Source organism: Kitasatospora sp. NPDC001159, assembly GCF_053598235.1.
In genome coordinates, this window is the sequence record NZ_JBSFJV010000012.1 from 87,497 (window position 1) to 106,988 (window position 19,492).

The following is a 19,492-nucleotide window of genomic DNA, read 5'->3' on the forward strand; positions in this document are numbered from 1 at the left end:
TAAGCGGCTTGTGGCGTCAGCGGACGTCGACGGCGTTCGGGCCGGCGCCGCGCTCCAGGTACCAGCGGGCGGTGCCGAGGACGCCGTACGCGCGGATCCGGCGGGTGGAGTTCTGGACGACCATGTCGGGGCGGCGGACGATCGCCGTGGTGTGCCGGCGGACCCGGTTGAGGAAGGCCCGGTCGGTGGGCGACGGACGCCGGGGCATGCCGCCGACGGCCTGGTAGAGCTCGGCGGTGATCGCCATGTTGTTCCCGGCGTGCATCCGGTACGGGGCGAGGTAGCCGTGCCGTCGGCGGTGGGCGGGTCGGATCCGGCCGAAGAACGCGCCGAGTGCGACGAGCAGCCGGAACACCGCGCGCCCTGCCGGTCCGTGTTCGTCCCGCCGGGCGGTGACCCGGCCGCAGACCAGCCCGCCGCAGGCGCGCAGGCCGGCCCGGGCGGCGGCCGTCCAGCCCCGCTCGGGCAGGCAGTCGGCGTCGGTGCGGGCGAGCAGGGTGGCGCCGTGCGCGATGGCGTACCGGAAGGCGGTGTCGACCGCGGAGCCGACGCCCTTCTCCGGTTCGACCAGCACCTCGACGGGGAACGGCGCGCCGGCGGCGAAGGCGCGGACCGTGTCCACCGTGCCGTCGGTGGAGCCGTTGTCGGCGACGAGCAGCGTGAAGTCCCGGTCCCGCTGGGCGGCGAGGGCCCGCAGGGTGGCGCCGATCCGGGCTTCCTCCTGGTACGCGGGGATGATCACCCAGAGCGTCACGACGCCTCCCAGACCATGGTCATCAGGCTGACGCCGCCGCCGAGGCCGATCAGTAGCACCTTTTCGCCGGGCGACAACTCCGGTCGTATGCGGCCGAGTTGAACGCCGAGCGTGGCGCTGGCGATGTTGCCCAGCTCGGGCACGGTGAGCACCAGCTTCCCGGCCGGCACCCCGGTCAGCTCGACGAAGCGCTCCAGGTACGGGACGGTCACCTGGTGCACCAGCACCCGGGCGTAGGCGTCCCAGCCGAGGCCGGTACGGGCGGCGAGGCGGGCCAGGACGGCGGGGCCGATCTGCTCGAAGATCCCGCGCAACTCCTTGCCGCCGCCCCGGAAGTAGCTGTGCTCGTCGCCGCGCGGGTGGCGCGATCCGCCGCCGGGGATGCCGCCGGCCTTCCAGTGCTCGGAGGCGGTCTCGGCCTCGACGTGGAGGATGCCCCCGCGCTCGACCGCCTCCACGACGACGGCCGCCCCGGCGTCCCCGAAGGTGTAGCCGGCGAAGCCGTCACGGAACTCGGCGGCGCCGGACGGGTCGCGACGCATCGCCCGGCTGGGCGTCTCGCCGGTGACGACCAGGGCGCGCCGGGCCCGTCCGGCCAGGATCATCGCGCGGGCCAGGTCGATCCCGTTGAGGAAGCTGTTGCAGGCGTTGCTGACATCCAACGCGTGGGCCCGGGTGCCGAGTTCGGCCTGGACGATGTGGGCGGTCGCGGGCTCGCAGACGTCCCGGGTGGCGGAGGCGAACAACAGCAGGTCCACGTCCTGCGGGTCGAGGCCGCGGGCGTCGAGGGCGCGCCGGGCGGCGCCGACGGCGAGGGTGGAGGCGTACTCCTCGTCGGCGGCGAGGTGCCGGGTGCGGATGCCGGTCGCCTTCTCGAACATCCGCTCCGGCAGGGCGAGTCGGCCACCCGCGGTGACCTCGTCCTGGAGCTGCTGGGAGGTGATCCGCCGGGCCGGAAGGTGGGAGCCGACGGCGGTGATGCCGATCCTCGGCGTCGCTGCTGGTTGCATGCCCCCATGCTCCGGTGGCCACGGCAGGGCCGGCCTGAGTACGGGTACTCAGACCGGCCCGACGGGCTACCCGATCGCGTCTGCGCACTGTGCCGGTGTGCATCGAGGCGGCTGGACCTCTGGCACTCACTGCCCCGCGAGGAGTGGGAGCACCGGTGGAGCCTCGCCCAGGTGCGGCCCCACCAGTCGCTCGGTGGTGAGCGGCGCCAGGTCGAGGCCGGTCCGACCCTGCCAGGGGTGAGCGTCCCCGCCAGGGTCGGGGGCCCGTCGCCCGTGGGCCCGCCCCCTGCCGCCCTCGCCCTGCACGGGCGACGCACAACGGGCCGAACAGTCCGATGATCGGTCACCAGCCCACGACAGGCGCGCCACCCGCCCGGGCCCACGGCTCACCGGCGCGCGCTGGGCCGACCGGCCGTAGCCCCGGCCGCTCGTCTCGGCCCGGTGACCGGTGTCACACCCGGCCCCTGTCAGCAATCGGGGAGCTGTCCCGTTCAAGGGGCACGTGAACTCAAGGGGCACGCGAACGAGACAGGGGCAACGCCATGAAGCACCGCATCGTCGTACTCGGCGCCGGATACGCCGGGGCCTTCGCCGCCGGAAACCTGGCCCGTCGGCTCTCGCCCGACGACACCGAGATCACCGTCGTCAACGCCGCGCCCGACTTCGTCGAGCGGATGCGACTCCACCAGCTCGCGATCGGCCAGGACCTCGCGTTCCGCAAGCTCGCCGACGTATTCGCGGGCACCGGGGTGCGGCTGCGCCTGGCGCGCGTCACCGGCGTCGACCCCGACGCCAGGACCGTCGCCCTGACAAGCGAGGACGGCGGGGGACGCGATGGCGGTGAGGGCGGGGACGACGGGCTCGCGTACGACACGCTGCTCTACACGCTCGGCAGCTCCGTAGCCCACCACGGCGTCCCCGGCGTGGCCGAGTACGCCTTCGACGTGACGGGCCTGTCCGCGGCGCTGCGTCTGCGCGAGCGCATGGCCGGACTGGGCGAGGGCGGCACCGTGCTGGTCGTCGGTGAGGGGCTGACCGGCATTGAGACCGCGACCGAGTTCGCCGAGTCCCGGCCCGACCTCTCGGTCGCGCTCGCCGCCCGCGGCGAGCTGGGTGCCTGGCTCTCCCCGAAGGCCCGCCGTCATTTGCGCCAGGCCTTCGACCGGCTCGGCATCGTCGTCCACGAGCACACCGGTATCGAAGCCGTCGAGCAGGCACGGGCGATCGCCGCCGACGGCAGGTCCATCCCGGCCGACGTGACCGTGTGGTCCGCCGGGTTCGCCGTGCACCCCATCGCGGCCGCCAGTGGCCTGGAGGTCGCCGGGACCGGCCAGATCGTCGTCGACCGCCTGATGCGCTCGGTCTCGCACCCGGACGTCTACGCCGCCGGTGACTGCGCCTACGCGATCGGCGAGAACGGCCGGCCGTTGCCGATGTCCTGTGCCTCGGCCGGCTTCACCAACATGCAGGCGACCGCCGCGATCATCGCGCGCCTGACGGACAGCAAGGTCCCGACCGTCGGGCTGAAGTACTACGGCAACCACATCAGCCTGGGCCGGCGGGACGCGATCTTCCAGATGGTGGACGGGGAGGTCCGGTCGAAGTCCTGGTACCTGGGCGGCCGGACCGCCGCGCGGCTCAAGTCGGGTGTGCTCAAGGGGTCCGGGTGGAGCGTCGCCCACCCGACCTTCGGCATGCCGACGCGCAAGCGCCGCCTGGCCACCGCGCCCGGCCGGGCCGGTGTGACGGTCACCGCGTAGGTTGTTCCGCATGGACAGTGCAGCCATCGACAGGTTCGAGGCCGGCCGGGGTCGGCTGGCCTCGCTCGCGTACCGCCTGCTCGGCTCGGCGGCCGACGCCGAGGACGCCGTGCAGGACGCGTTCCTGCGCTGGCAGGCCGCGGACCGCGACCGTATCGAGGTGCCGGAGGCGTGGCTGACCAAGGTCGTCACCAATCTCTGCCTCGACCGGCTCCGCTCGGCGCAGGCGCGCCATGAGCGCGCGGTCGGGGACTGGCTGCCCGAGCCCCTCCTCGAGGGTGACCCGATGCTCGGCCCCGCCGACACCTTCGAGCAGCGCGAATCGGTGTCCCTGGCCGTACTGACCCTCATGGAGCGCCTCTCGCCGGTCGAGCGGGCCGCTTACGTCCTGCGCGAGGCCTTCTCCTACCCCCACGCCGAGATCGCCGGGATCCTCGGCATCACCGAGTCCGCGAGCCAGCAGCATGTCCACCGGGCCCGCCGCCGGGTCGCCGCCGAGCGCCGCGGCGGCGAGGTGGACCCGGCGTCCGCGCGCCGGATCGTCGAGGCGTTCCTCGCCGCCGCCACGTCGGGGCGCACCGAACGACTGGTGGCGATGCTCACCGCCGACGTGACCATGGTCTCGGACGGCGCCGGACTGGCGAGGCGGCTGCTGCGGTACGAGACGCGCGAGCGCGTCGCCCTCTGCGTGCGGGCCGGCTTCAAGCCGACTCCGGCGAAGCGGCGGCTGGCCGGCGGCTCCCCCGCGATGCACATCGCGCTGGTCAACGGCTCCCCGGCCGTCCTCGCCGTGGTCGGCGACCGGGTCGTGGGCGCCGTGGCGTTCGAAGTGAGCGACGGCAAGGTCGCGTCCCTACGCGGCATCGCCGCCGCGGACCGGCTCGCGCGCCTCGACGAGGCCTGGCGGCAGCACGAACCCGACGCGCCGGTCATCAGCGCATGGTGAGCGGAGCCGCCGGAATCCGCGGGTTGTTCGGGTGCTGGTCAGGTTCGCTGATCATTCGGGTACCCTGTCCCGATTCCCCAACGACCCATGCCCCACCTCCAGTTGCAGGCCATGAACCGTATCGTGCGGAGCGGACACAGGGGCCGGGTCACGTCGACCGCACACGATGTGCCCTGTTAGCCTGATCGACATGGTCAGGAGGGGGTCCGGGCAACGGGTTTTCGGCGAGCCGACTTTCGGCCCGCAGCGAGCGCTGATCACCGCCAGTTTCGTCAACAGGGTGGGCAATGGTCTCTTCAACACCGCTGCCATCCTCTACTTCACGTTCGTGGTGCACCTGCCCGCCACACAGGTAGGAGCGGGTCTGACGATCGCCGGCCTCAGCGGCTTGGCGGCCGGCATACCGGCGGGGAATCTGGCCGACCGGTACGGGCCACGCGCGATCTGGCTGATGGCCCTCGCCCTGCAGGCCGCCACCATGGCGGCTTTCGTCTTCATCGACAGTTGGCTCGCGTTCACGCTCGTCGCCACTCTGGACCGGCTGGCTGCCACGGCAGGCGGCGCCGCAGGCGGTGCGCTCATCGCAAGAGTCGGTGGTGAACGCCCTGCCGCCTTCCGGGCCAGACTCCGGACCTTCGTCAATCTCGGCGTCGTCGTGGGCACCCTGGGCGCGGCCTTCGCCATCCAGATCAACACTCGCCCTGCCTACACCTGGCTGATCCTCGCAAACGCCGCCAGCTTCGCCTGCGCGGGACTGATCGCATTCCTGGGCGTCCCGAGCTACCGGCCTCTGCCCCGGCCCGAGGAGCACCGTCAGTGGTCCGTCCTGGCCGACCGGCCGTACGTGTCCTTCGTTGCGCTCTACAGCGCCATGGGCCTGCAGTACCAGACCGTCTCCCTACTGCTGCCGATCTGGCTCACCGGCCACACCGACGCACCGCGCTGGACCGTGGCAGCGGTCTACGCGATCAACAGCGGCGTCTGCGCGCTGCTCCAGAGCAGACTCGGCGCCAAGGTGGAAACCCCACGACAGGGCGGCCGCGCCTTCCGTCTCGCCGGGCTCCTGTTCCTCATCAGCTGTCCGTTGATGGCACTGACAGCTGAGGTTCCCGCGTGGGTCGCACCGGTGCTCGCGGTCCTGGCCGTGTGCATCCACAGCGTTGGAGAGGTGTGGGAGTCGTCGGGCGGCTTCGCGCTCGGCTTCGGTCTCGCACCCGACCATGCCCAAGGGCAGTATCAGGGACTCTTCGGTATCGGCTTCGACGCAGGCCAAGCCCTCGCCCCGATGATCCTGACCGGAGCAGTCCTTGCGCTCGGACACGCGGGTTGGCTGCTCCTCGGCGCTTTCTTCGCGGGCCTGGGTGCGGCAGGACCTCCGGTGGCCGCATGGGCGGAGCGAACCCGCCGAGGGAAGCCGGGGAGGGGAGCTTCCGCACAACGTCGGCAAGGTGAAGCCCCGCTGCTGGAGGCCGACTGCTGAGGTCGAACTGGTGATGTCGCGGGGTGGTTGATCACGTCGGCGTGCTGGTCGGCCCCTCCTCGATGCCCCCGTGTACCCCGACGACCCCGATGGCCCGCCAGGCACGGGCACCTGACTCTACGCCGGCGCCGGGCGTCCGGCCCGACGCGCACAGACCTCAGAGGGACCACGTGAATACGTCTACGGCAACGCACCTACACCTTGATCCCGTGGCCGTGGCGCGTCACCGCCAGGCCTCCAGGGCGACGCGGGCGTCGGCGAACCGCACCCGGCGCAGAGGCCGGGCGCGGCGGCAGCTCCTTCAGGATGCGTTCTTGACCGCGAGGACGTCGACCAGGCGGATGTCGGGGGCGGCGGCGAGCAGTTCCGGGCCGACCTCGGACAGGGCCGCCGGGATGCGGCCGGTGAGGTGGGCCTGGCGCGCGTCCTCGTCGGCGAAGGCGTCGAAGATGCCGAAGGTCGCGCCGTCGACCTGGAACGCGTACCAGACCCGGGTGCCGGGTTCGTCCTCGACGACGGCGCGGCCGGCGTCCAGGAAGGCGGCCAGGTCCGCTTCCTTGCCCGGCTTGGCGGTCAGCAGTGCGAGGACTCCGAGCTTCAGGGTCATGACGGGATCTCCATGGTGAGTCGGGAAGCCGCGACGCCCTCGATGGCTTCGCGGTGGCGGGCCGGAGAGTGGAATTCCGGCCCGGGGAAGACGCTATGGTCACGGTCGATCTGCCGCGAGCGGCGGAAACGACGTTTCGAGTACCGTTTGCGCCATGCGGATTGTGATGGCGGCGGTGGACGGCGTCTTCGACTCGGGACTTTCGGCGATCATGGACGTGCTCGGCGCGGCGAACTCGCTGAGCGCGCGGGACGGTGGCGCGCCGCCGTTCTCGGTGACCGTGGTCGGCGGCGGGCCGCAGGTCCGCACCGGGAACGGGCTGAGCCTGGCGACCGTTCCGGCCGGGGAGCTCACGCACGTGACCGACCTGTTGCTGATGCCGGCGGTGGGCTTCCAGGCCCCCGACCGGGTGGTCGCGGCGGTCCGCGCGCCCGCCAATGCCTGGCTGCTCGACCTCGCCGCCGCCTCCGCCGCCTCCGGAACCCCGCTGGCCGCCGCGTGCAGCGGAGCGTTCTTCCTGGCCGAGTCGGGCACGCTCGAGCGCAAGCGTGCGACGACGAGTTGGTGGTTGGGTCCCGCCTTCCGCGCCCGGTACCCCGGTGTGGTGCTGGAGGACTCACGGACACTGATCCAGGACGGCCCGGTCACCACCGCGGGCGCGGCCTTCGCCCACATCGACCTCGCCTTGTGGGTGGTGCAGCGGTACAGCCCCGCCCTCGCCGACCTCGTCGCCCGGTACCTGCTGATCGGGGACCGGCCGTCGCAGGCCGCCTTCGCGCTCCCCACCCAGCTGGCCCAGGCGGATCCGCTGATGGCCGCCTTCGAACGGTGGGCCCGCGCACACCTGGCCGATCCGCCCCCGCTGGCCGAAGCCGCCCGCACGCTCGGCGTGAGCCAGCGGACCCTGCAGCGCACCGCGCAGACCGTCCTCGGCAGATCACCCCTGGACTTCGTCCAGGACATCCGACTGGACGAGGCCACCTTCTTGCTGCGCACCACCACGCTCAGCGCCGAGGCCATCGCCGGCCGGGTCGGCTACCGCAACGTCAGCACCCTGCGCGAGCTGGTCCGGCGCCGACGCGGCTCATCCCTGGAGACGCTGCGCCACGGAGGTGCCGACGCTCCTGCGCAGTCCCCGCCGCTGTCGTCCTAGCCGCCCCGACGGAACCTGCGGCAGTCCACCGGGCCTCGTCCCGGACCGCCCGGTCCGCGTGCGGCCTACGGGTGGGCCGTGAGGTAGCGGTCGGCGGCCTGCAACGGGGTGAGGCCGTCGTCGTTGATCCAGGCGTCGAGTTCCTCGACGCCGTCGTTGCCCAGGTGGAGGGCGTCGAGGCGGGCCAGTGCGTCGGGGTGGACGAGGTCGATGCTCGCCCGTCGGATGACGGGGGAGGCGGCGTCGACGGTGCCCAGCAGGCCCTTGGGCTCGGCCAGCGGGCGAAGGTCGTGACGGCGGTTGAGGTACTGCGGGCGCCAGAGCGGGATGAGGAACCACTCACGGTCGGCGATCCCCTGCTCGACGCGGGCGATGAACCCGGCCTCGGTGCCGGGGGTGAACGTGTAGCCGACCCGGTCGAGGCCGTAGGCGGCGACCACCCGGGCGGAGAAACGGCTGATGCCGGCGCCCGGGTTGATGCCGTCGATGGCGCGCGTCATGCGGGCGGCCACGTCGGGGCGCGAGAGGTCGCGTACCTCGCGCACCGCGTCGGCCGGGACGTACGGCGGCACCGCCCACACGCAGTGAGGGTGGTAGTGCGGGGCGAGCACGTGTACCCGCTCCCGGTGGGCCGACAGGTAGGTGTCGTGGCTGGAGGGCAGCCAGGCGGAGACCAGGACGTCGACCCGGCCGTCGGCCTGGAGCCGGAAGAGCTGTTCGTGCGGGGCCTCGATGCTCTCGACCCGGTGGCCGTGGGCCTCCAGGACCCGGCGGGTGACGGCCGCGGCGGCGCGGTGGAAGGACAGGGCGATGTTGCCCACGGTGATCGCGGGCCCGGGCGGGGGAGTGTTCACGGGGTCTCCTGTCGTGGGTGGAGCGTTTCGCGCAGGGTCGAGACGATCTGCGCGAGCGCGGCGCGGGCGGCACCGGTCGCCGGTCAGGGCACCATCCTGCGAACCGGGGCCGCCATGCGTCCAAGGAATGTTTCCTATGAAACCCATAGGCTGAGCACATGCCAACGCTGCGACAGTTCGAGTACCTGGTGACGATCGTCGACGAGGGCTCCTTCACCCGCGCCGCAGAGCGCCTGCACATCACCCAGCCTGGACTCTCCCACCAGTTCCAGGCCCTGGAACGCGAGATCGGCGGCCCGCTGCTGGAACGCCTGCCCCGCGCCGTGCGCCCCACCCCCGCGGGGCGGGCCATGCTCCCGCACGCCCGCGCCGCACTCGCCGAGGCCCGGCGCGCCACCACCGCGGCCCGCCGGGCCGCCGGCCTCGCCACCGGCGAACTCCACCTCGCCACCCTCTACTCCATCAGCCACGGTCTGCTGCCCGCCGCCCTCGGCACCTGGCGCCGCCACCACCCGGGCGTACGGGTCCGCCTGTTCGAACACCGACGCACCGAGGAGCTGACTGCCGCCATGACCGCCGGTGAGGCCGACATCGCCGTCGGACCGCCGCCACCGGGCTGGGAGGGGCCGGTCCGCCACCTCGGCACGGAGGAATTCCTCGTGGTGACCCGGACCGACGACCCCGCGGCCCGGAACACGCGCGCGCCCCGCATCGATCTGGCCGGCCTCGCCGAGCGGGAGTGGGTGCACTACACGCCCGACAGCGGCCTGGCCGACGTCCTCGACCGGGCATGCGCCACCGCCGGCTTCCGCCCCGAGGCCGCGGTCCGCACCGAACAGGCCCCCGCCGCGGCCAAGTACGCCGCCACCGGACTCGGCCCCACCCTCGTCCCCGCCAACGCCATCCCGCCCCACTTCAACGGTGCCGTCCTGCGCCCCGACCCCCCGGTCAGCCGTCCGCTGACCGCCTACACCCGCACCACCCCGGACCCCGTCAGCGCCGCCTTCCTGGACATCCTCGCGGACCAGGACCTGCTGACTCCTCGCCACATCCGCAGGCGCCTTCGCCCGGCCACGTCGGGTTGAACGAGGACGGCGAGCGGCGATGCCCCGCGCGGGCTCCGGGCCGACGCCGATGTTCAGACCGCGTGCAGTCCGTGCGCGGCGAACACCGATCGGGCCTCGGCGACCTGCGCCGGGGTGGGCACCGGGGTGTCGGCGAGGGGGAAGCCGAGGCCGAGTGCGTGCCACTTGGGGGCGCCCAGCTTGTGGAAGGGCAGGACGTCGACCCGGGTGACGTTGCCGAGCGAGGCGGCGAAGGCGGCGACGCCCTCGACGTTGGCGGCGGGGTCGGTCAGGTGCGGGACGAGGACGAAGCGGACCCAGACCTCGGTGCCGAGGTCGGCGAGGCGGCGGGCGAAGTCCAGGGTGGGGGCGAGCCGTTGCCCGGTCAGGTGGTGGTAGAGGGCGCGGTCCCAGGACTTGATGTCGAGCAGGACGAGGTCGGTGTCGGCGAGCAGCGCGTCGGTGGCACGGGCACCGAGGAAGCCAGAGGTGTCCAGCGCGGTGTGCAGGCCGAGTTCGTGCTTGAGGCGGTGCAACAGCTCGCCGGTGAGGGCGGGTTGGAGCAGTGGTTCGCCGCCGCTGATGGTGGCACCGCCGCCGGAGGCGTGGACGAAGGCGGTGTACTTGGCGGCCTCCCGGACGATCTCGTCGGCCGTGCAGGGCCGTCCGTGCCGCATCGACCGGGTGTCGGGGTTGTGGCAGTAGAGGCAGCGCAGCGGGCAGCCGGCCAGGAAGGCGACGAAGCGGGTGCCGGGGCCGTCGACGCCGGTGGACAGGTCCCAGGAGTGCAGCACGCCGGTGACCGGGGGCTTGGCGGTGGAGGGCATGGGGGCTCTTCCTGCGAGGCGCGGTGCCGACGCCCTCGGTCGGGGAGGCGTCGGCACCGCGAGCGGGGGCGAGGGCTACAGGGCGTCGTGGAAGGTGCGGCCGATCACGTCGAGTTGCTGCTCGCGGGTGAGCCGGACGAAGTTGACCGCGTAGCCGCTGACCCGGATGGTGAGCTGCGGGTACCTCTCCGGGTGGTCCATGGCGTCCAGCAGGGTGTCCCGGTCGAGGACGTTGACGTTCATGTGGAAGCCGCGGCAGGTGGTGTAGCCGTCCAGCACGCCGACCAGGTTGCTCACCCGGTCCTCGGGGGTGCGGCCGAGCGCGTCCGGGGTGACGGTGTTGGTGAGCGAGATGCCGTCCTCGGCGTGGTCGTAGGGCAGTTTGGCGACGGACAGCGCGCTCGCCACGTAACCGTGGGCGTCACGCCCGTTCATCGGGTTGGCGCCGGGGGAGAAGGGCTCGCCGGCCCGCCGTCCGTCCGGGGTGTTGCCGGTCTTCTTGCCGTAGACGACGTTGGAGGTGATGGTCAGGACGGACTGGGTGTGTTCGGCGCCCCGATAGGTGGGGTGCTTGCGCACCTTCGCCATGAACTCCTCGACCAGCCACACCGCGATGGCGTCCGCCCGGTCGTCGTTGTTGCCGTACGCCGGGTAGTCGCCGTCGACCAGGTAGTCGGTGACCAGGCCGGTCTCGTCCCGCACCGGCCTGACCTCGGCGTACCTGATCGCGGACAGCGAGTCGGCGGCCACGGCGAGTCCGGCGATGCCGCAGGCCATGGTGCGCCGGACGTCCCGGTCGTGCAGGGCCATCTCGATCCGCTCGTAGGCGTACCTGTCGTGCATGTAGTGGATGACGTCGAGCGCGTGGACGTACGTCCCGGCCAGCCACTCCAACTGCTCGTCGAGGCGGGCCAGTACCTCGTCGTAGTCGAGCACTGCTCCGCCGACCGGCTCGGTGGCCGGGCCGACCTGGGCGCCGGTCAGCTCGTCCCGGCCGCCGTTGATCGCGTAGAGGAGGGTCTTGGCGAGGTTGACGCGGGCGCCGAAGAACTGCATCTGCTTGCCGACCTCCATGGCGGAGACGCAGCAGGCGATCGCGGTGTCGTCGCCGAAGCGCGGGCGCATCAGCTCGTCGGACTCGTACTGCACCGAGGAGGTGTCGATCGACACCCGGGCGCAGAACTCCTTGAATCCCGCAGGGAGTTGCGGCGACCAGAAGACCGTCATGTTGGGCTCGGGCGCCGGCCCCAGGTTGTAGAGGGTCTGCAGGTAGCGGAAGGACGTCCGGGTGACCAGCGTCCGCCCGTCCGCGCCCATGCCGCCGATCGACTCGGTGACCCAGGTCGGGTCCCCGGAGAACAGCTCGTCGTACTCGGGGGTGCGCAGGAAGCGGACGATCCGCAGCTTGATGACGAAGTCGTCCACCAGCTCCTGGGCCTGGCTTTCCGTCAGCAGACCGTCGGCCAGGTCGCGCTGGAGGTAGACGTCGAGGAAGGTCGAGGTGCGGCCGAGCGACATCGCCGCGCCGTTCTGCTCCTTGATCGCCGCCAGGTAGGCGAAGTAGAGCCACTGGATCGCCTCGCGGGCGGTCGCGGCCGGGCCCGAGATGTCGTACCCGTACGCCGAGGCCATCTCCTTGAGCTCGCCCAACGCCCGGATCTGTTCGGCGAGTTCCTCGCGCCCGCGGATGGTCTCCTCCAGCCGCGCCGGGTCGGTGGGCGCCGGGTCCAGCCCGGCCTTCTCGGCGAGCTTGGCCGCGACCAGCCGGTCCACGCCGTAGAGGGCGACGCGGCGGTAGTCGCCGATGATGCGGCCGCGCCCGTAGGCGTCCGGCAGGCCGGTGATCAGGCCGGCCTTGCGGGCGGCCCGGATCTCGGGGGTGTAGGCGTCGAACACGCCGTCGTTGTGGGTCTTGCGGTACCGGGTGAAGACCTTCTCCAGTTCCGGGTCGACCGGGTAGCCGTAGGTGCGCAGCGCGCCGGCGACCATCCGCCAGCCGCCGTTGGGCATGATCGCCCGCTTGAGCGGGGCGTCGGTCTGCAGGCCGACGATCAACTCGCGCTCCCGGTCGATGTATCCGGGCGCGTGCGCGGTGATGGTGGACGGGATGTCGTGGGCGACGTCGTACACGCCCCGGGCCCGCTCCTCGGGGAAGCGGGCGGTGATCTGCCGCCACACCTCGGTGGTCCGCTCGGTCGGGCCGGCCAGGAAGGCCGCGTCGCCCCGGTACGGGGTGTAGTTGTGCTGGATGAAGTCGCGGACGTCGATCGCGTCGCGCCACAGGCCGCCCTTGAAGCCGTCCCAGGCGCCGGCGATGTCGGTGGTCCGCTTGTGCTGCGAGGTGGTCATCGCGGTGTCCTCTCTCAGGCCTGGTCGCCGTAGTAGGCCCGGCGCATCAGCTGCTGCATGTCGGCGACCATCGGCATCCGGGGGTTGGCGGGGGCGCACTGGTCCTCGTAGGCGTTCATCGCCTGCTGCGGCAGGGCGACGAGGAAGGCCGCCTCGTCCACTCCGGCCGCCTTGAAGGAGCGCGGGATGCCGACCTTGTCGCGTAGTTCCTCGACCGCCGCCGCGAGGGCTTCGACGCCCTGCTCGGGGGTGGCGGCCGGCAGGCCGAGCATCCGGGCGATGGCCTGGTAGCGCTCGGGGGCGGTGTAGCTGCGGTACTTCGGCCAGCCAGTGACCTTCGCCGGGGCGGAGCCGTTCCAGCGGATCACGTGCGGCAGCAGTAGGGCGTTGGTGCGGCCGTGGGCGACGTGGAAGGTGCCGCCGAGGGTGTGGGCCATGGCGTGCACCACCCCGAGGAAGGCGGAGCCGAAGGCCATTCCGGCGATCGTCCCGGCGTTGTGCATCCTCTCCCGTGCCACCGGGTCGTCCGGGCCGTCGAGGACCGCGCGCTCCAGGTTCTCGAAGATCAGCTTGATGCCCTGCAGCGCCAGCCCGTCGGTGAAGTCGTTGGCGTAGACGGACACGTAGGTCTCGATGCAGTGGGTGAGCGCGTCGAAGCCGGTGTCCGCGGTGACGTCCTTCGGCAGCCGGGTGGTCAGCGCCGGGTCCACGATGGCCACGCTCGGGGTGAGCGCGTAGTCGGCGAGCGGGTACTTCTGGCCGGTGGCGGTGTCGGTGATGACCGCGAACGGGGTGACCTCGCTGCCGGTGCCCGAGGTGGTCGGAACGCACACCAGCTTGGCCTTCTCGCCCAGGTCGGGGAAGGTGAAGGCGCGCTTGCGGATGTCGAAGAACTTCTCCTTCAGGTCCGCGAACTCCACCTCCGGGTGCTCGTACATCAGCCACATCACCTTGGCGGCGTCCATCGGCGAGCCGCCGCCCAGCGCGATGATCGTGTCCGGCTCGAACTCCCGCATCAGCGCGGCGCCCTTGCGGACGGTGTCGATGCTCGGATTCGGCTCGACGGAGTCGATGACCCGCACCTCGACCGGGTCACGGCGCCGGCCGAGCACGCCCCGGATCCGCTCCAGGTGGCCGATCTCCACCATGGTCCGGTCGGTGACGACGACGATCCGGTGCGCGTTCGGCATGCTCGCCAGGTACTTGACCGAGTTGCGCTCGAAGTAGATCTTCGGCGGGACCTTGAACCACTGCATGTTGGTGTTGCGCCGCCCGATCCGCTTGATGTTGAGGAGGTTCAGCGCCGAGACGTTCCCGGACACCGAGTTGTGCCCGTAGCTGCCGCAGCCCAGGGTCAGCGAGGGCGTGAAGGCGTTGTAGACGTCGCCGATGCCACCGTGCGAGCTGGGCGCGTTCCAGATGATCCGGCAGGCCTTGACCGCGTGCCCGAACTCCTCCACGAACGCCGCGTCCTCGGTGTGCACCGCGGCGGAATGTCCCAGGCCGTCGAACTCCACCATAGCGGCGGCCAGTTCGACGCCCTCCTGACGTGAACCGGCGGTCAGCACGGCCAGCACCGGACACAGCTTCTCCCGGGTCAGCGGCTCCTGCGGCCCCACCTGGTCGCAGTCGGCCAGGATCACCGAGGTGTCGGCCGGCACCACGAAGCCCGCCGCCTCGGCGACCTGCGCCGCCGAGCGACCCACCGCCTGGGAGTTCAGCCGCGCCCCCGAGCAGGAGGCGCCGTCGCCGGCCCCGAACAGGTACCGCTCCAGCAGCGCCTTCTCCTCGGCGCTCGCGTGGTGCGCCTTCAGCTTGCGGAACTCGGCCAGCGCCGCGTCCCGGATCCCGGCGTCCAGCACGACGGCCTGCTCGGAGGCGCAGATCATGCCGTTGTCGAAGGACTTGGACAGCACGATGTCGTTCACCGCCCGCTTGAGGTCCGCGCCGCGCTCGACGTACGCCGGCACGTTGCCCGCGCCGACGCCCAGGGCCGGCTTGCCGCACGAGTACGCGGCCCGCACCATCGCGTTGCCGCCGGTGGCCAGGATGGTGGCGACGTCCGGATGGTTCATCAGGGCGTGGGTGGCGTCCATCGACGGCTCGGCGATCCACTGGACGCAGTGCGCCGGCGCGCCGGCCGCCACTGCCGCGTCCCGGACGATCCGGGCGGCCTCGGCGGAGCAGCGCTGGGCCGAGGGGTGGAAGGCGAAGACGATCGGGTTGCGGGTCTTCAGCGCCAGCAGGCACTTGAAGATCACGGTCGAGGTCGGGTTGGTCACCGGGGTGATGCCCGCGACCACGCCGACCGGCTCGGCGATCTCCACGATGCCGTCGATCTCGTCCCGGTGGACGACCCCGACCGTCCTGGTCCGGGCCATCACATGGGTGACGTTCTCGCAGGCGAAGACGTTCTTGACCGCCTTGTCCTCGAAGACCCCGCGGCCGGTCTCCTCCACGGCCAGCACCGCGAGCGCGGTGTGCCGTTCCAGTGCGGCCAGCGAGGCCTTCTTGACGATGTGGTCGACTTGCTCCTGGGTGAAGGAGGCGTACGCGGCCAGCGCGTCGAGCGCGTTGCGCACCAGGGCGTCGACGGCGGTCGGCTCGGGGGTGGGAAGGCTGCTGCTCTCGGGAGCCGCCTTCGACTCGGGAAGCGGGCGACGGGCCATGCTGGACTGCCTTTCCGGATCATCGTCCGATGTCAGGGCGCCGGGCGGGTGCCGCGCGCGCCGTCCCCTCCAGGCTTCCTCGTGCGGGGCGCCGGGGGATCGGCCCAATGGGACCCGCTCGCGGCCGAAGGTCCCGGGTCCGCTACGCGGTTGGTCCCGTGTCAGGGACCCGGGTGCGACCGGTGGTTCAACGGTGCGGCACGACGGCGACGGGGCAGTGGGTGTGGTGCAGCACCGACTGGGCCACCGCCCCCAGCCGGGGTCCGGCCATCGGGTGCGCGGGCGCGCGCCGCCCGAGCACGACCAGCGAGGCGGTGCGGGAGGCCTCCACGAGCATCCGGCCCGGGCTCCAGGCGCACACCTCCGCCTCGGTGCGGACCTTGGGGAACTTGTCCCGCCAGCGCGCCAGCGCGTCCTGGAGCCGCACCTGCTCGGAGGCCGCCAGCGACTCCCCGATCTCCCACACGCCCACCGGCGCCTCGGTGGTGTACGGGCCGTGGTAGGTGTCGCGGCTCTCCATCACCCGCAGACGGGCGCCCGTGGCGGCCGCGTGCTGGAAGGCGAAGGCGAGCACGGCGTCGCAGGGCCGGTCGCCCTGCACGCCGACGACGACCTCGCCGGGCGCTGCGGCCGGTTCCTCCGTCACTTCCGGTCCCGCGGGTCCGTCCGACTCGGCGGGGCCGCCCGCTCCCGCGGGGACCAGCACCACCGGGCAGTCGGTCCGGGCGGCGGCGCGCAGCCCGACCGAGCCGACCAGCAGCCCGGTGAAGCCGCCGAGGCCACGCGACCCGAGGACCAGCACCGAGGACCGCCGGGACGTGGCGGCCAGCGCGTAGGCCGGGTTCCCGGGGACGATCTCGCAGGAGACCGCCAGCTCCGGCAGCGCGGCCGTGATCCGGTCCCGGATCGCCGCCACCGGCCGCGGCAGCGCGTTCCCGCCGCCCAGTTCGCGCTCCAGGGCGTCGACCTCGCCCCCGGCGACGTGGACCATCCGCAGTGCGAGCCCGTTCCGCCGGGCCTCCCGGGCGGCCCATCCGGCCGCCGCCGCGCTCTGCGTCGAGCCGTCGATCCCCACCACCACGTCGTGCGACATGTCAGTGACCTCCCTGGTCAGCGGACGGCCGCGGCACCGGCGGCCGCGGTCCCGTCCGGTGACCAGACTCCCGCCGGGTCGGTGCCCGGATACAGGGGCCGACCAGCCCCGGTCGCGAACCGAAGGTCCCGGGACGAGGGGCCGTGGGGAGGGCGGAAGTGGTGTGGTGGCCACCCGCCGTTCGGCGCCATCTGCGACAATCGGCGGCGACCGCGGCGATGAGGAGGGTGCTCGTGAGCAGCGAGGCGGTACGGTCTCGGATGCCGCAACTGCGGCTGGACGAGCTGCTGGAGGAGCTCCAGGCCCGGATCGACGCGGCCCGGGGCACCCGGGACCGGGTGCACAGCCTGCTGGAGGCGGTGCTGTCGGTCGGCCGGGAGCTGGACCTGACGCAGGTGCTGCGCAGGATCGTGGAGGCCGCGGCCGTCCTGGTGGACGCCCGCTACGCGGCGCTCGGGGTGATCGCGCCGGACGGGGAGACCCTCTCGCAGTTCCACACGGTCGGCCTGTCGGACGAGGAGATCGAACGGATCGGCCCCTACCCGACCGGCAGGGGCCTGCTCGGCGAGCTGATCCGCCACCCGGCGCCGCTGCGGTTGGCCGACCTCTCCGAGCACGCGTCGTCGGTGGGCTGCCCGGCGCACCATCCCGTGATGCGGACCTTCCTCGGGGTGCCGGTGCGCGTGCGCGACGAGGTGTTCGGCAACCTCTACCTGACCGACAAGCAGGGCGGGGAGGAGTTCGACGCCGACGACGAGGCGGTGATCTCCACGCTGGCCGTGGCGGCAGGGGTGGCGGTCGACAACGCCCGGCTGTACGAGGAGGCCCAGCGCCAGCAGCACTGGCTGAGCGCGAGTGCGGAGATCACCCGCGCCCTGCTGTCCGGCGGATCCCGCTCCGAGGTGCTGGAGCTGATCGCTCAGCGGGCGCGGGAGATCACCGGCGCGGACCTGGCGGACGTCTCCGTTCCGGTGCCGGGGACGGGAACGGTCCGGGTGGAACTGGCGCTCGGCGGCGACGCGGCCGGCCGGTCGGGCCTAGTGGTGCCGCTGGAGGGGTCGCTGTCGGGTGCGGCCTGCGCCTCGGGGGTGCCGGTGACCACGGCGGACCTGGCAGGCGATCCCCGTCTCTCCGCCGGTCCGAGCCGCTTCGCCGGGCTCGGACCGGCGGTCGCGGTGCCGCTGGGCCGGGCCGAGGGGCAGATCGACGGCGTGCTCTTGCTGGCCAGGGAGGCGGGCCGGCCCGAGTTCACGGAGCGGGAGATCGGCCCGCTGCTGGGCTTCGCCGACCAGGCCGCGCTGGCCCTGGAGCTGGCGGAACGCCGCCGGGACGCCGAGCAGCTGGCGATGCTGGAAGACCGCGACCGGATCGCCCGCGACCTGCACGACCTGGCCATCCAGCGGCTGTTCGCCACGGGGATGACGCTGCAGAGCGCCGCCCGGTTCATCGACCACGCCACCGCCTCGGACCGGGTGCTGCGTGCGGTGGGGGACCTGGACGAGACCATCAAGATCATCAGGTCGACCATCTTCGGGCTCCGGGCCAGGGAGGATGCCACCGGCCACGGCCTGCGGGCCAGGGCCGTCCGGACGGTGGAGCAGGCGCAGGCGGTGCTCGGGTTCGCGCCGCGGCTGAGCATGGAGGGCCTGTTGGACACGGATGTCCCGTCGGAGGTGGCCGAGCACGTCCTCGCCGTCCTGGCCGAGGCGCTGAGCAACACGGCCCGGCACGCGGGGGCGGGCAGGGTCGAGGTCACGCTCCAGGCGGCGGCGGGTCGGGTGGTGGTGTCCGTGCAGGACGACGGGGTCGGCGTCCCCGAGCAGGGGCGGCGCAGCGGGCTGCGGAACCTGGCGGAGCGGGCGGAGACGTTGGGCGGGTCGTTCGAGCTGGTCCGCCCGGCGGAGGGGGGCACCCGGGTGGTCTGGTCGGTCCCGCTACCGGTCTGACCGGTTGGCCGGAGTGTTCCCGCGGTCAGGGCCGGGTGTCCGGCAGCAGGAGGCCGGTGACCAGTTCGGGCCGGATCCGGATCGAGACCTGGCGCGGCAGCCGGACCACCGGGGCGGACGGCACCTCTGCGACGCGGGCCTCCCGGCCGGACGGGGCCTCCCGGCCGGCCGGGGCCTCGCCGCCGGCCGGGGCCTCCTCGTCGGACGGGGCCTCGCCGCCGGACGGGGCCTCCTCGTCGGAGACCTCCGAGACGTCGGCCCGTCCCAGCACGGTCACGCTCCAGCCGGTTCCGTCCGTCCCGTCGATCTCGCCCGCTTCGAACGCCACCAGCGCCCCGGAGACCGCGCGGACCAGCTCGGAGCGGGCGGCGACGCGCAGCAGCACGCTGCCGTCCCCGCCGATCCGGTAGGGGACCGGCAGGACGGCTGGCAGGGCGCCGACCGTGTAGACGACGCGGCCGACCGAGCTGCTGGCCAGCAGGCGGAAGCAGTGCTGCTCGTCCAGGGCCGCGTGCGCGGTGGGGATGCGGTCGGGTTCCATGCCTTCGATTGTTCGCGTCGCACGCGGAACGGGGGAGGGCCGTTCGGTCCCTGCCCGACCGCCGAGCGGACCGGGCCCGGGGGGGCCGAGGGCCCGGCGTTACGCGGGGGTGAGGGCCGGTTGGCGATCAGGGCGGCCTGGACTCGCCGCTCGACGCCGAGTTCGGCGAGCAGCCGGGAGATGTGGTTCTTCACCGTCTTCTCGGCGAGGTACAGCCGCTCGCCGATCTGCCGGTTCGTCAGCCCCTCGCGGAGCGTGGTTGCGGCGCGGCCGGGCCGGCACGCGGCCGGTGGCGTCGGGATCGAGCATGGACTGACCGGCGGCGACGGTGCGGATCGCGGTGACCAGGTCGGTCCCGCTGATCTGCTTCGGCGCGTAGCCGGTGGCGCCCGCCGTGATCGAGTCGATGAGGGGCCTCCTCGTCGTCGAAGGAGGACCG

15 protein-coding genes and 1 pseudogene are annotated in these 19,492 nt (G+C 72.8%); 6 read left to right on the forward strand and 10 right to left on the reverse strand.

Going from position 1 to position 19,492, the window contains the following annotated elements; genetic code table 11:
• Positions 1-16: 16 nt before the first annotated feature.
• Positions 17-754 carry a glycosyltransferase family A protein gene (locus ACWC9T_RS09280; RefSeq protein WP_449820424.1) on the reverse strand — a complete coding sequence of 246 codons (738 nt, stop codon included), beginning with the start codon at positions 752-754 and terminating at the stop codon, positions 17-19.
• The gene (locus ACWC9T_RS09285; protein WP_449820425.1) at positions 751-1,764 is read right to left on the reverse strand and encodes a 3-oxoacyl-ACP synthase III family protein; all 1,014 of its coding nucleotides are present in this window, start codon (positions 1,762-1,764) and stop codon (positions 751-753) included. The genes ACWC9T_RS09280 and ACWC9T_RS09285 overlap by 4 nt, the downstream gene beginning before the upstream one ends.
• A 542-nt stretch (positions 1,765-2,306) precedes the next feature.
• On the opposite strand from ACWC9T_RS09285, the gene ACWC9T_RS09290 reads away from it, so the two are divergent.
• The 3 genes from ACWC9T_RS09290 to ACWC9T_RS09300 all read left to right on the forward strand — a co-directional run bounded on the left by ACWC9T_RS09290 (position 2,307) and on the right by ACWC9T_RS09300 (position 5,950).
• A complete protein-coding gene (locus ACWC9T_RS09290) occupies positions 2,307-3,524 on the forward strand; it encodes an NAD(P)/FAD-dependent oxidoreductase (RefSeq protein WP_449820426.1) in 1,218 nt (405 codons plus the stop codon).
• A 10-nt stretch (positions 3,525-3,534) separates the two neighbouring features.
• A complete protein-coding gene (locus ACWC9T_RS09295; RefSeq protein WP_449820427.1) occupies positions 3,535-4,470 on the forward strand; it encodes a sigma-70 family RNA polymerase sigma factor in 936 nt (311 codons plus the stop codon).
• Positions 4,471-4,660: 190 nt separating this feature from the next.
• The gene (locus ACWC9T_RS09300) at positions 4,661-5,950 is read left to right on the forward strand and encodes an MFS transporter (protein WP_449820428.1); all 1,290 of its coding nucleotides are present in this window, start codon (positions 4,661-4,663) and stop codon (positions 5,948-5,950) included.
• A 301-nt stretch (positions 5,951-6,251) separates the two neighbouring features.
• Here the strand turns inward: ACWC9T_RS09300 and ACWC9T_RS09305 are convergent, their stop codons facing one another.
• Positions 6,252-6,557: a putative quinol monooxygenase gene (locus tag ACWC9T_RS09305; RefSeq protein ID WP_396251783.1), complete on the reverse strand. Its 306-nt coding sequence runs from the start codon at positions 6,555-6,557 to the stop codon at positions 6,252-6,254.
• 154 nt (positions 6,558-6,711) lie between these two features.
• Here ACWC9T_RS09305 and ACWC9T_RS09310 point away from each other — a divergent pair, with 154 nt between their 5' ends.
• Positions 6,712-7,710 carry a GlxA family transcriptional regulator gene (locus tag ACWC9T_RS09310; protein ID WP_449820429.1) on the forward strand — a complete coding sequence of 333 codons (999 nt, stop codon included), beginning with the start codon at positions 6,712-6,714 and terminating at the stop codon, positions 7,708-7,710.
• A gap of 65 nt (positions 7,711-7,775) precedes the next feature.
• Here the strand turns inward: ACWC9T_RS09310 and ACWC9T_RS09315 are convergent, their stop codons facing one another.
• Positions 7,776-8,564 (reverse strand): glycine betaine ABC transporter substrate-binding protein, encoded by a 789-nt coding sequence (locus ACWC9T_RS09315; protein WP_449820430.1) that lies wholly within the window; start codon positions 8,562-8,564, stop codon positions 7,776-7,778.
• 158 nt (positions 8,565-8,722) lie between these two features.
• On the opposite strand from ACWC9T_RS09315, the gene ACWC9T_RS09320 reads away from it, so the two are divergent.
• Complete coding sequence (locus ACWC9T_RS09320; RefSeq protein ID WP_449820431.1) at positions 8,723-9,649, forward strand: LysR family transcriptional regulator; 927 nt, start codon at positions 8,723-8,725, stop codon at positions 9,647-9,649.
• 53 nt (positions 9,650-9,702) lie between these two features.
• On the opposite strand, the gene pflA is transcribed toward ACWC9T_RS09320, so the two are convergent.
• The 4 genes from pflA to ACWC9T_RS09340 form a co-directional block, all read right to left on the reverse strand.
• A complete protein-coding gene (gene pflA, locus ACWC9T_RS09325; protein WP_449820432.1) occupies positions 9,703-10,455 on the reverse strand; it encodes a pyruvate formate-lyase-activating protein in 753 nt (250 codons plus the stop codon).
• Positions 10,456-10,530: 75 nt separating this feature from the next.
• Positions 10,531-12,804 (reverse strand): formate C-acetyltransferase, encoded by a 2,274-nt coding sequence (gene pflB, locus ACWC9T_RS09330; RefSeq protein ID WP_449820433.1) that lies wholly within the window; start codon positions 12,802-12,804, stop codon positions 10,531-10,533.
• A 14-nt stretch (positions 12,805-12,818) separates the two neighbouring features.
• Complete coding sequence (gene adhE, locus ACWC9T_RS09335; protein ID WP_449820434.1) at positions 12,819-15,473, reverse strand: bifunctional acetaldehyde-CoA/alcohol dehydrogenase; 2,655 nt, start codon at positions 15,471-15,473, stop codon at positions 12,819-12,821.
• Between the two features lie 187 nt (positions 15,474-15,660).
• A complete protein-coding gene (locus tag ACWC9T_RS09340; RefSeq protein WP_449820435.1) occupies positions 15,661-16,566 on the reverse strand; it encodes a universal stress protein in 906 nt (301 codons plus the stop codon).
• A 260-nt stretch (positions 16,567-16,826) separates the two neighbouring features.
• Between ACWC9T_RS09340 and ACWC9T_RS09345 the strand changes: the two genes are divergently transcribed.
• Positions 16,827-18,512 carry a GAF domain-containing protein gene (locus ACWC9T_RS09345; RefSeq protein ID WP_449820453.1) on the forward strand — a complete coding sequence of 562 codons (1,686 nt, stop codon included), beginning with the start codon at positions 16,827-16,829 and terminating at the stop codon, positions 18,510-18,512.
• A 25-nt stretch (positions 18,513-18,537) separates the two neighbouring features.
• Here ACWC9T_RS09345 and ACWC9T_RS09350 read toward each other — a convergent pair whose 3' ends face one another.
• Positions 18,538-19,053, reverse strand: a complete 516-nt coding sequence (locus ACWC9T_RS09350; protein WP_449820436.1) for a pyridoxamine 5'-phosphate oxidase family protein — start codon at positions 19,051-19,053, stop codon at positions 18,538-18,540.
• Positions 19,054-19,157: 104 nt separating this feature from the next.
• Positions 19,158-19,489: pseudogene (locus ACWC9T_RS09355) on the reverse strand (response regulator transcription factor); the annotation flags it as partial.
• Between the last annotated feature and the right edge of the window lie 3 nt (positions 19,490-19,492).

Excerpts from the sequence above, each read along its gene's own strand:
- ACWC9T_RS09320 (WP_449820431.1), top strand. The coding sequence starts at position 8,723 with ATGCCAACGCTGCGACAGTTCGAGTACCTGGTGACGATCGTCGACGAG.
- ACWC9T_RS09305 (WP_396251783.1), bottom strand. The coding sequence starts at position 6,557 with ATGACCCTGAAGCTCGGAGTCCTCGCACTGCTGACCGCCAAGCCGGGC.
- pflA (WP_449820432.1), bottom strand. The coding sequence starts at position 10,455 with ATGCCCTCCACCGCCAAGCCCCCGGTCACCGGCGTGCTGCACTCCTGG.
- ACWC9T_RS09300 (WP_449820428.1), top strand. The coding sequence starts at position 4,661 with ATGGTCAGGAGGGGGTCCGGGCAACGGGTTTTCGGCGAGCCGACTTTC.
- ACWC9T_RS09345 (WP_449820453.1), top strand. The coding sequence starts at position 16,827 with ATGCCGCAACTGCGGCTGGACGAGCTGCTGGAGGAGCTCCAGGCCCGG.
- ACWC9T_RS09340 (WP_449820435.1), bottom strand. The coding sequence starts at position 16,566 with ATGTCGCACGACGTGGTGGTGGGGATCGACGGCTCGACGCAGAGCGCG.
- pflB (WP_449820433.1), bottom strand. The coding sequence starts at position 12,804 with ATGACCACCTCGCAGCACAAGCGGACCACCGACATCGCCGGCGCCTGG.
- ACWC9T_RS09350 (WP_449820436.1), bottom strand. The coding sequence starts at position 19,053 with ATGGAACCCGACCGCATCCCCACCGCGCACGCGGCCCTGGACGAGCAG.
- adhE (WP_449820434.1), bottom strand. The coding sequence starts at position 15,473 with ATGGCCCGTCGCCCGCTTCCCGAGTCGAAGGCGGCTCCCGAGAGCAGC.
- ACWC9T_RS09290 (WP_449820426.1), top strand. The coding sequence starts at position 2,307 with ATGAAGCACCGCATCGTCGTACTCGGCGCCGGATACGCCGGGGCCTTC.
- ACWC9T_RS09295 (WP_449820427.1), top strand. The coding sequence starts at position 3,535 with ATGGACAGTGCAGCCATCGACAGGTTCGAGGCCGGCCGGGGTCGGCTG.
- ACWC9T_RS09285 (WP_449820425.1), bottom strand. The coding sequence starts at position 1,764 with ATGCAACCAGCAGCGACGCCGAGGATCGGCATCACCGCCGTCGGCTCC.
- ACWC9T_RS09310 (WP_449820429.1), top strand. The coding sequence starts at position 6,712 with ATGCGGATTGTGATGGCGGCGGTGGACGGCGTCTTCGACTCGGGACTT.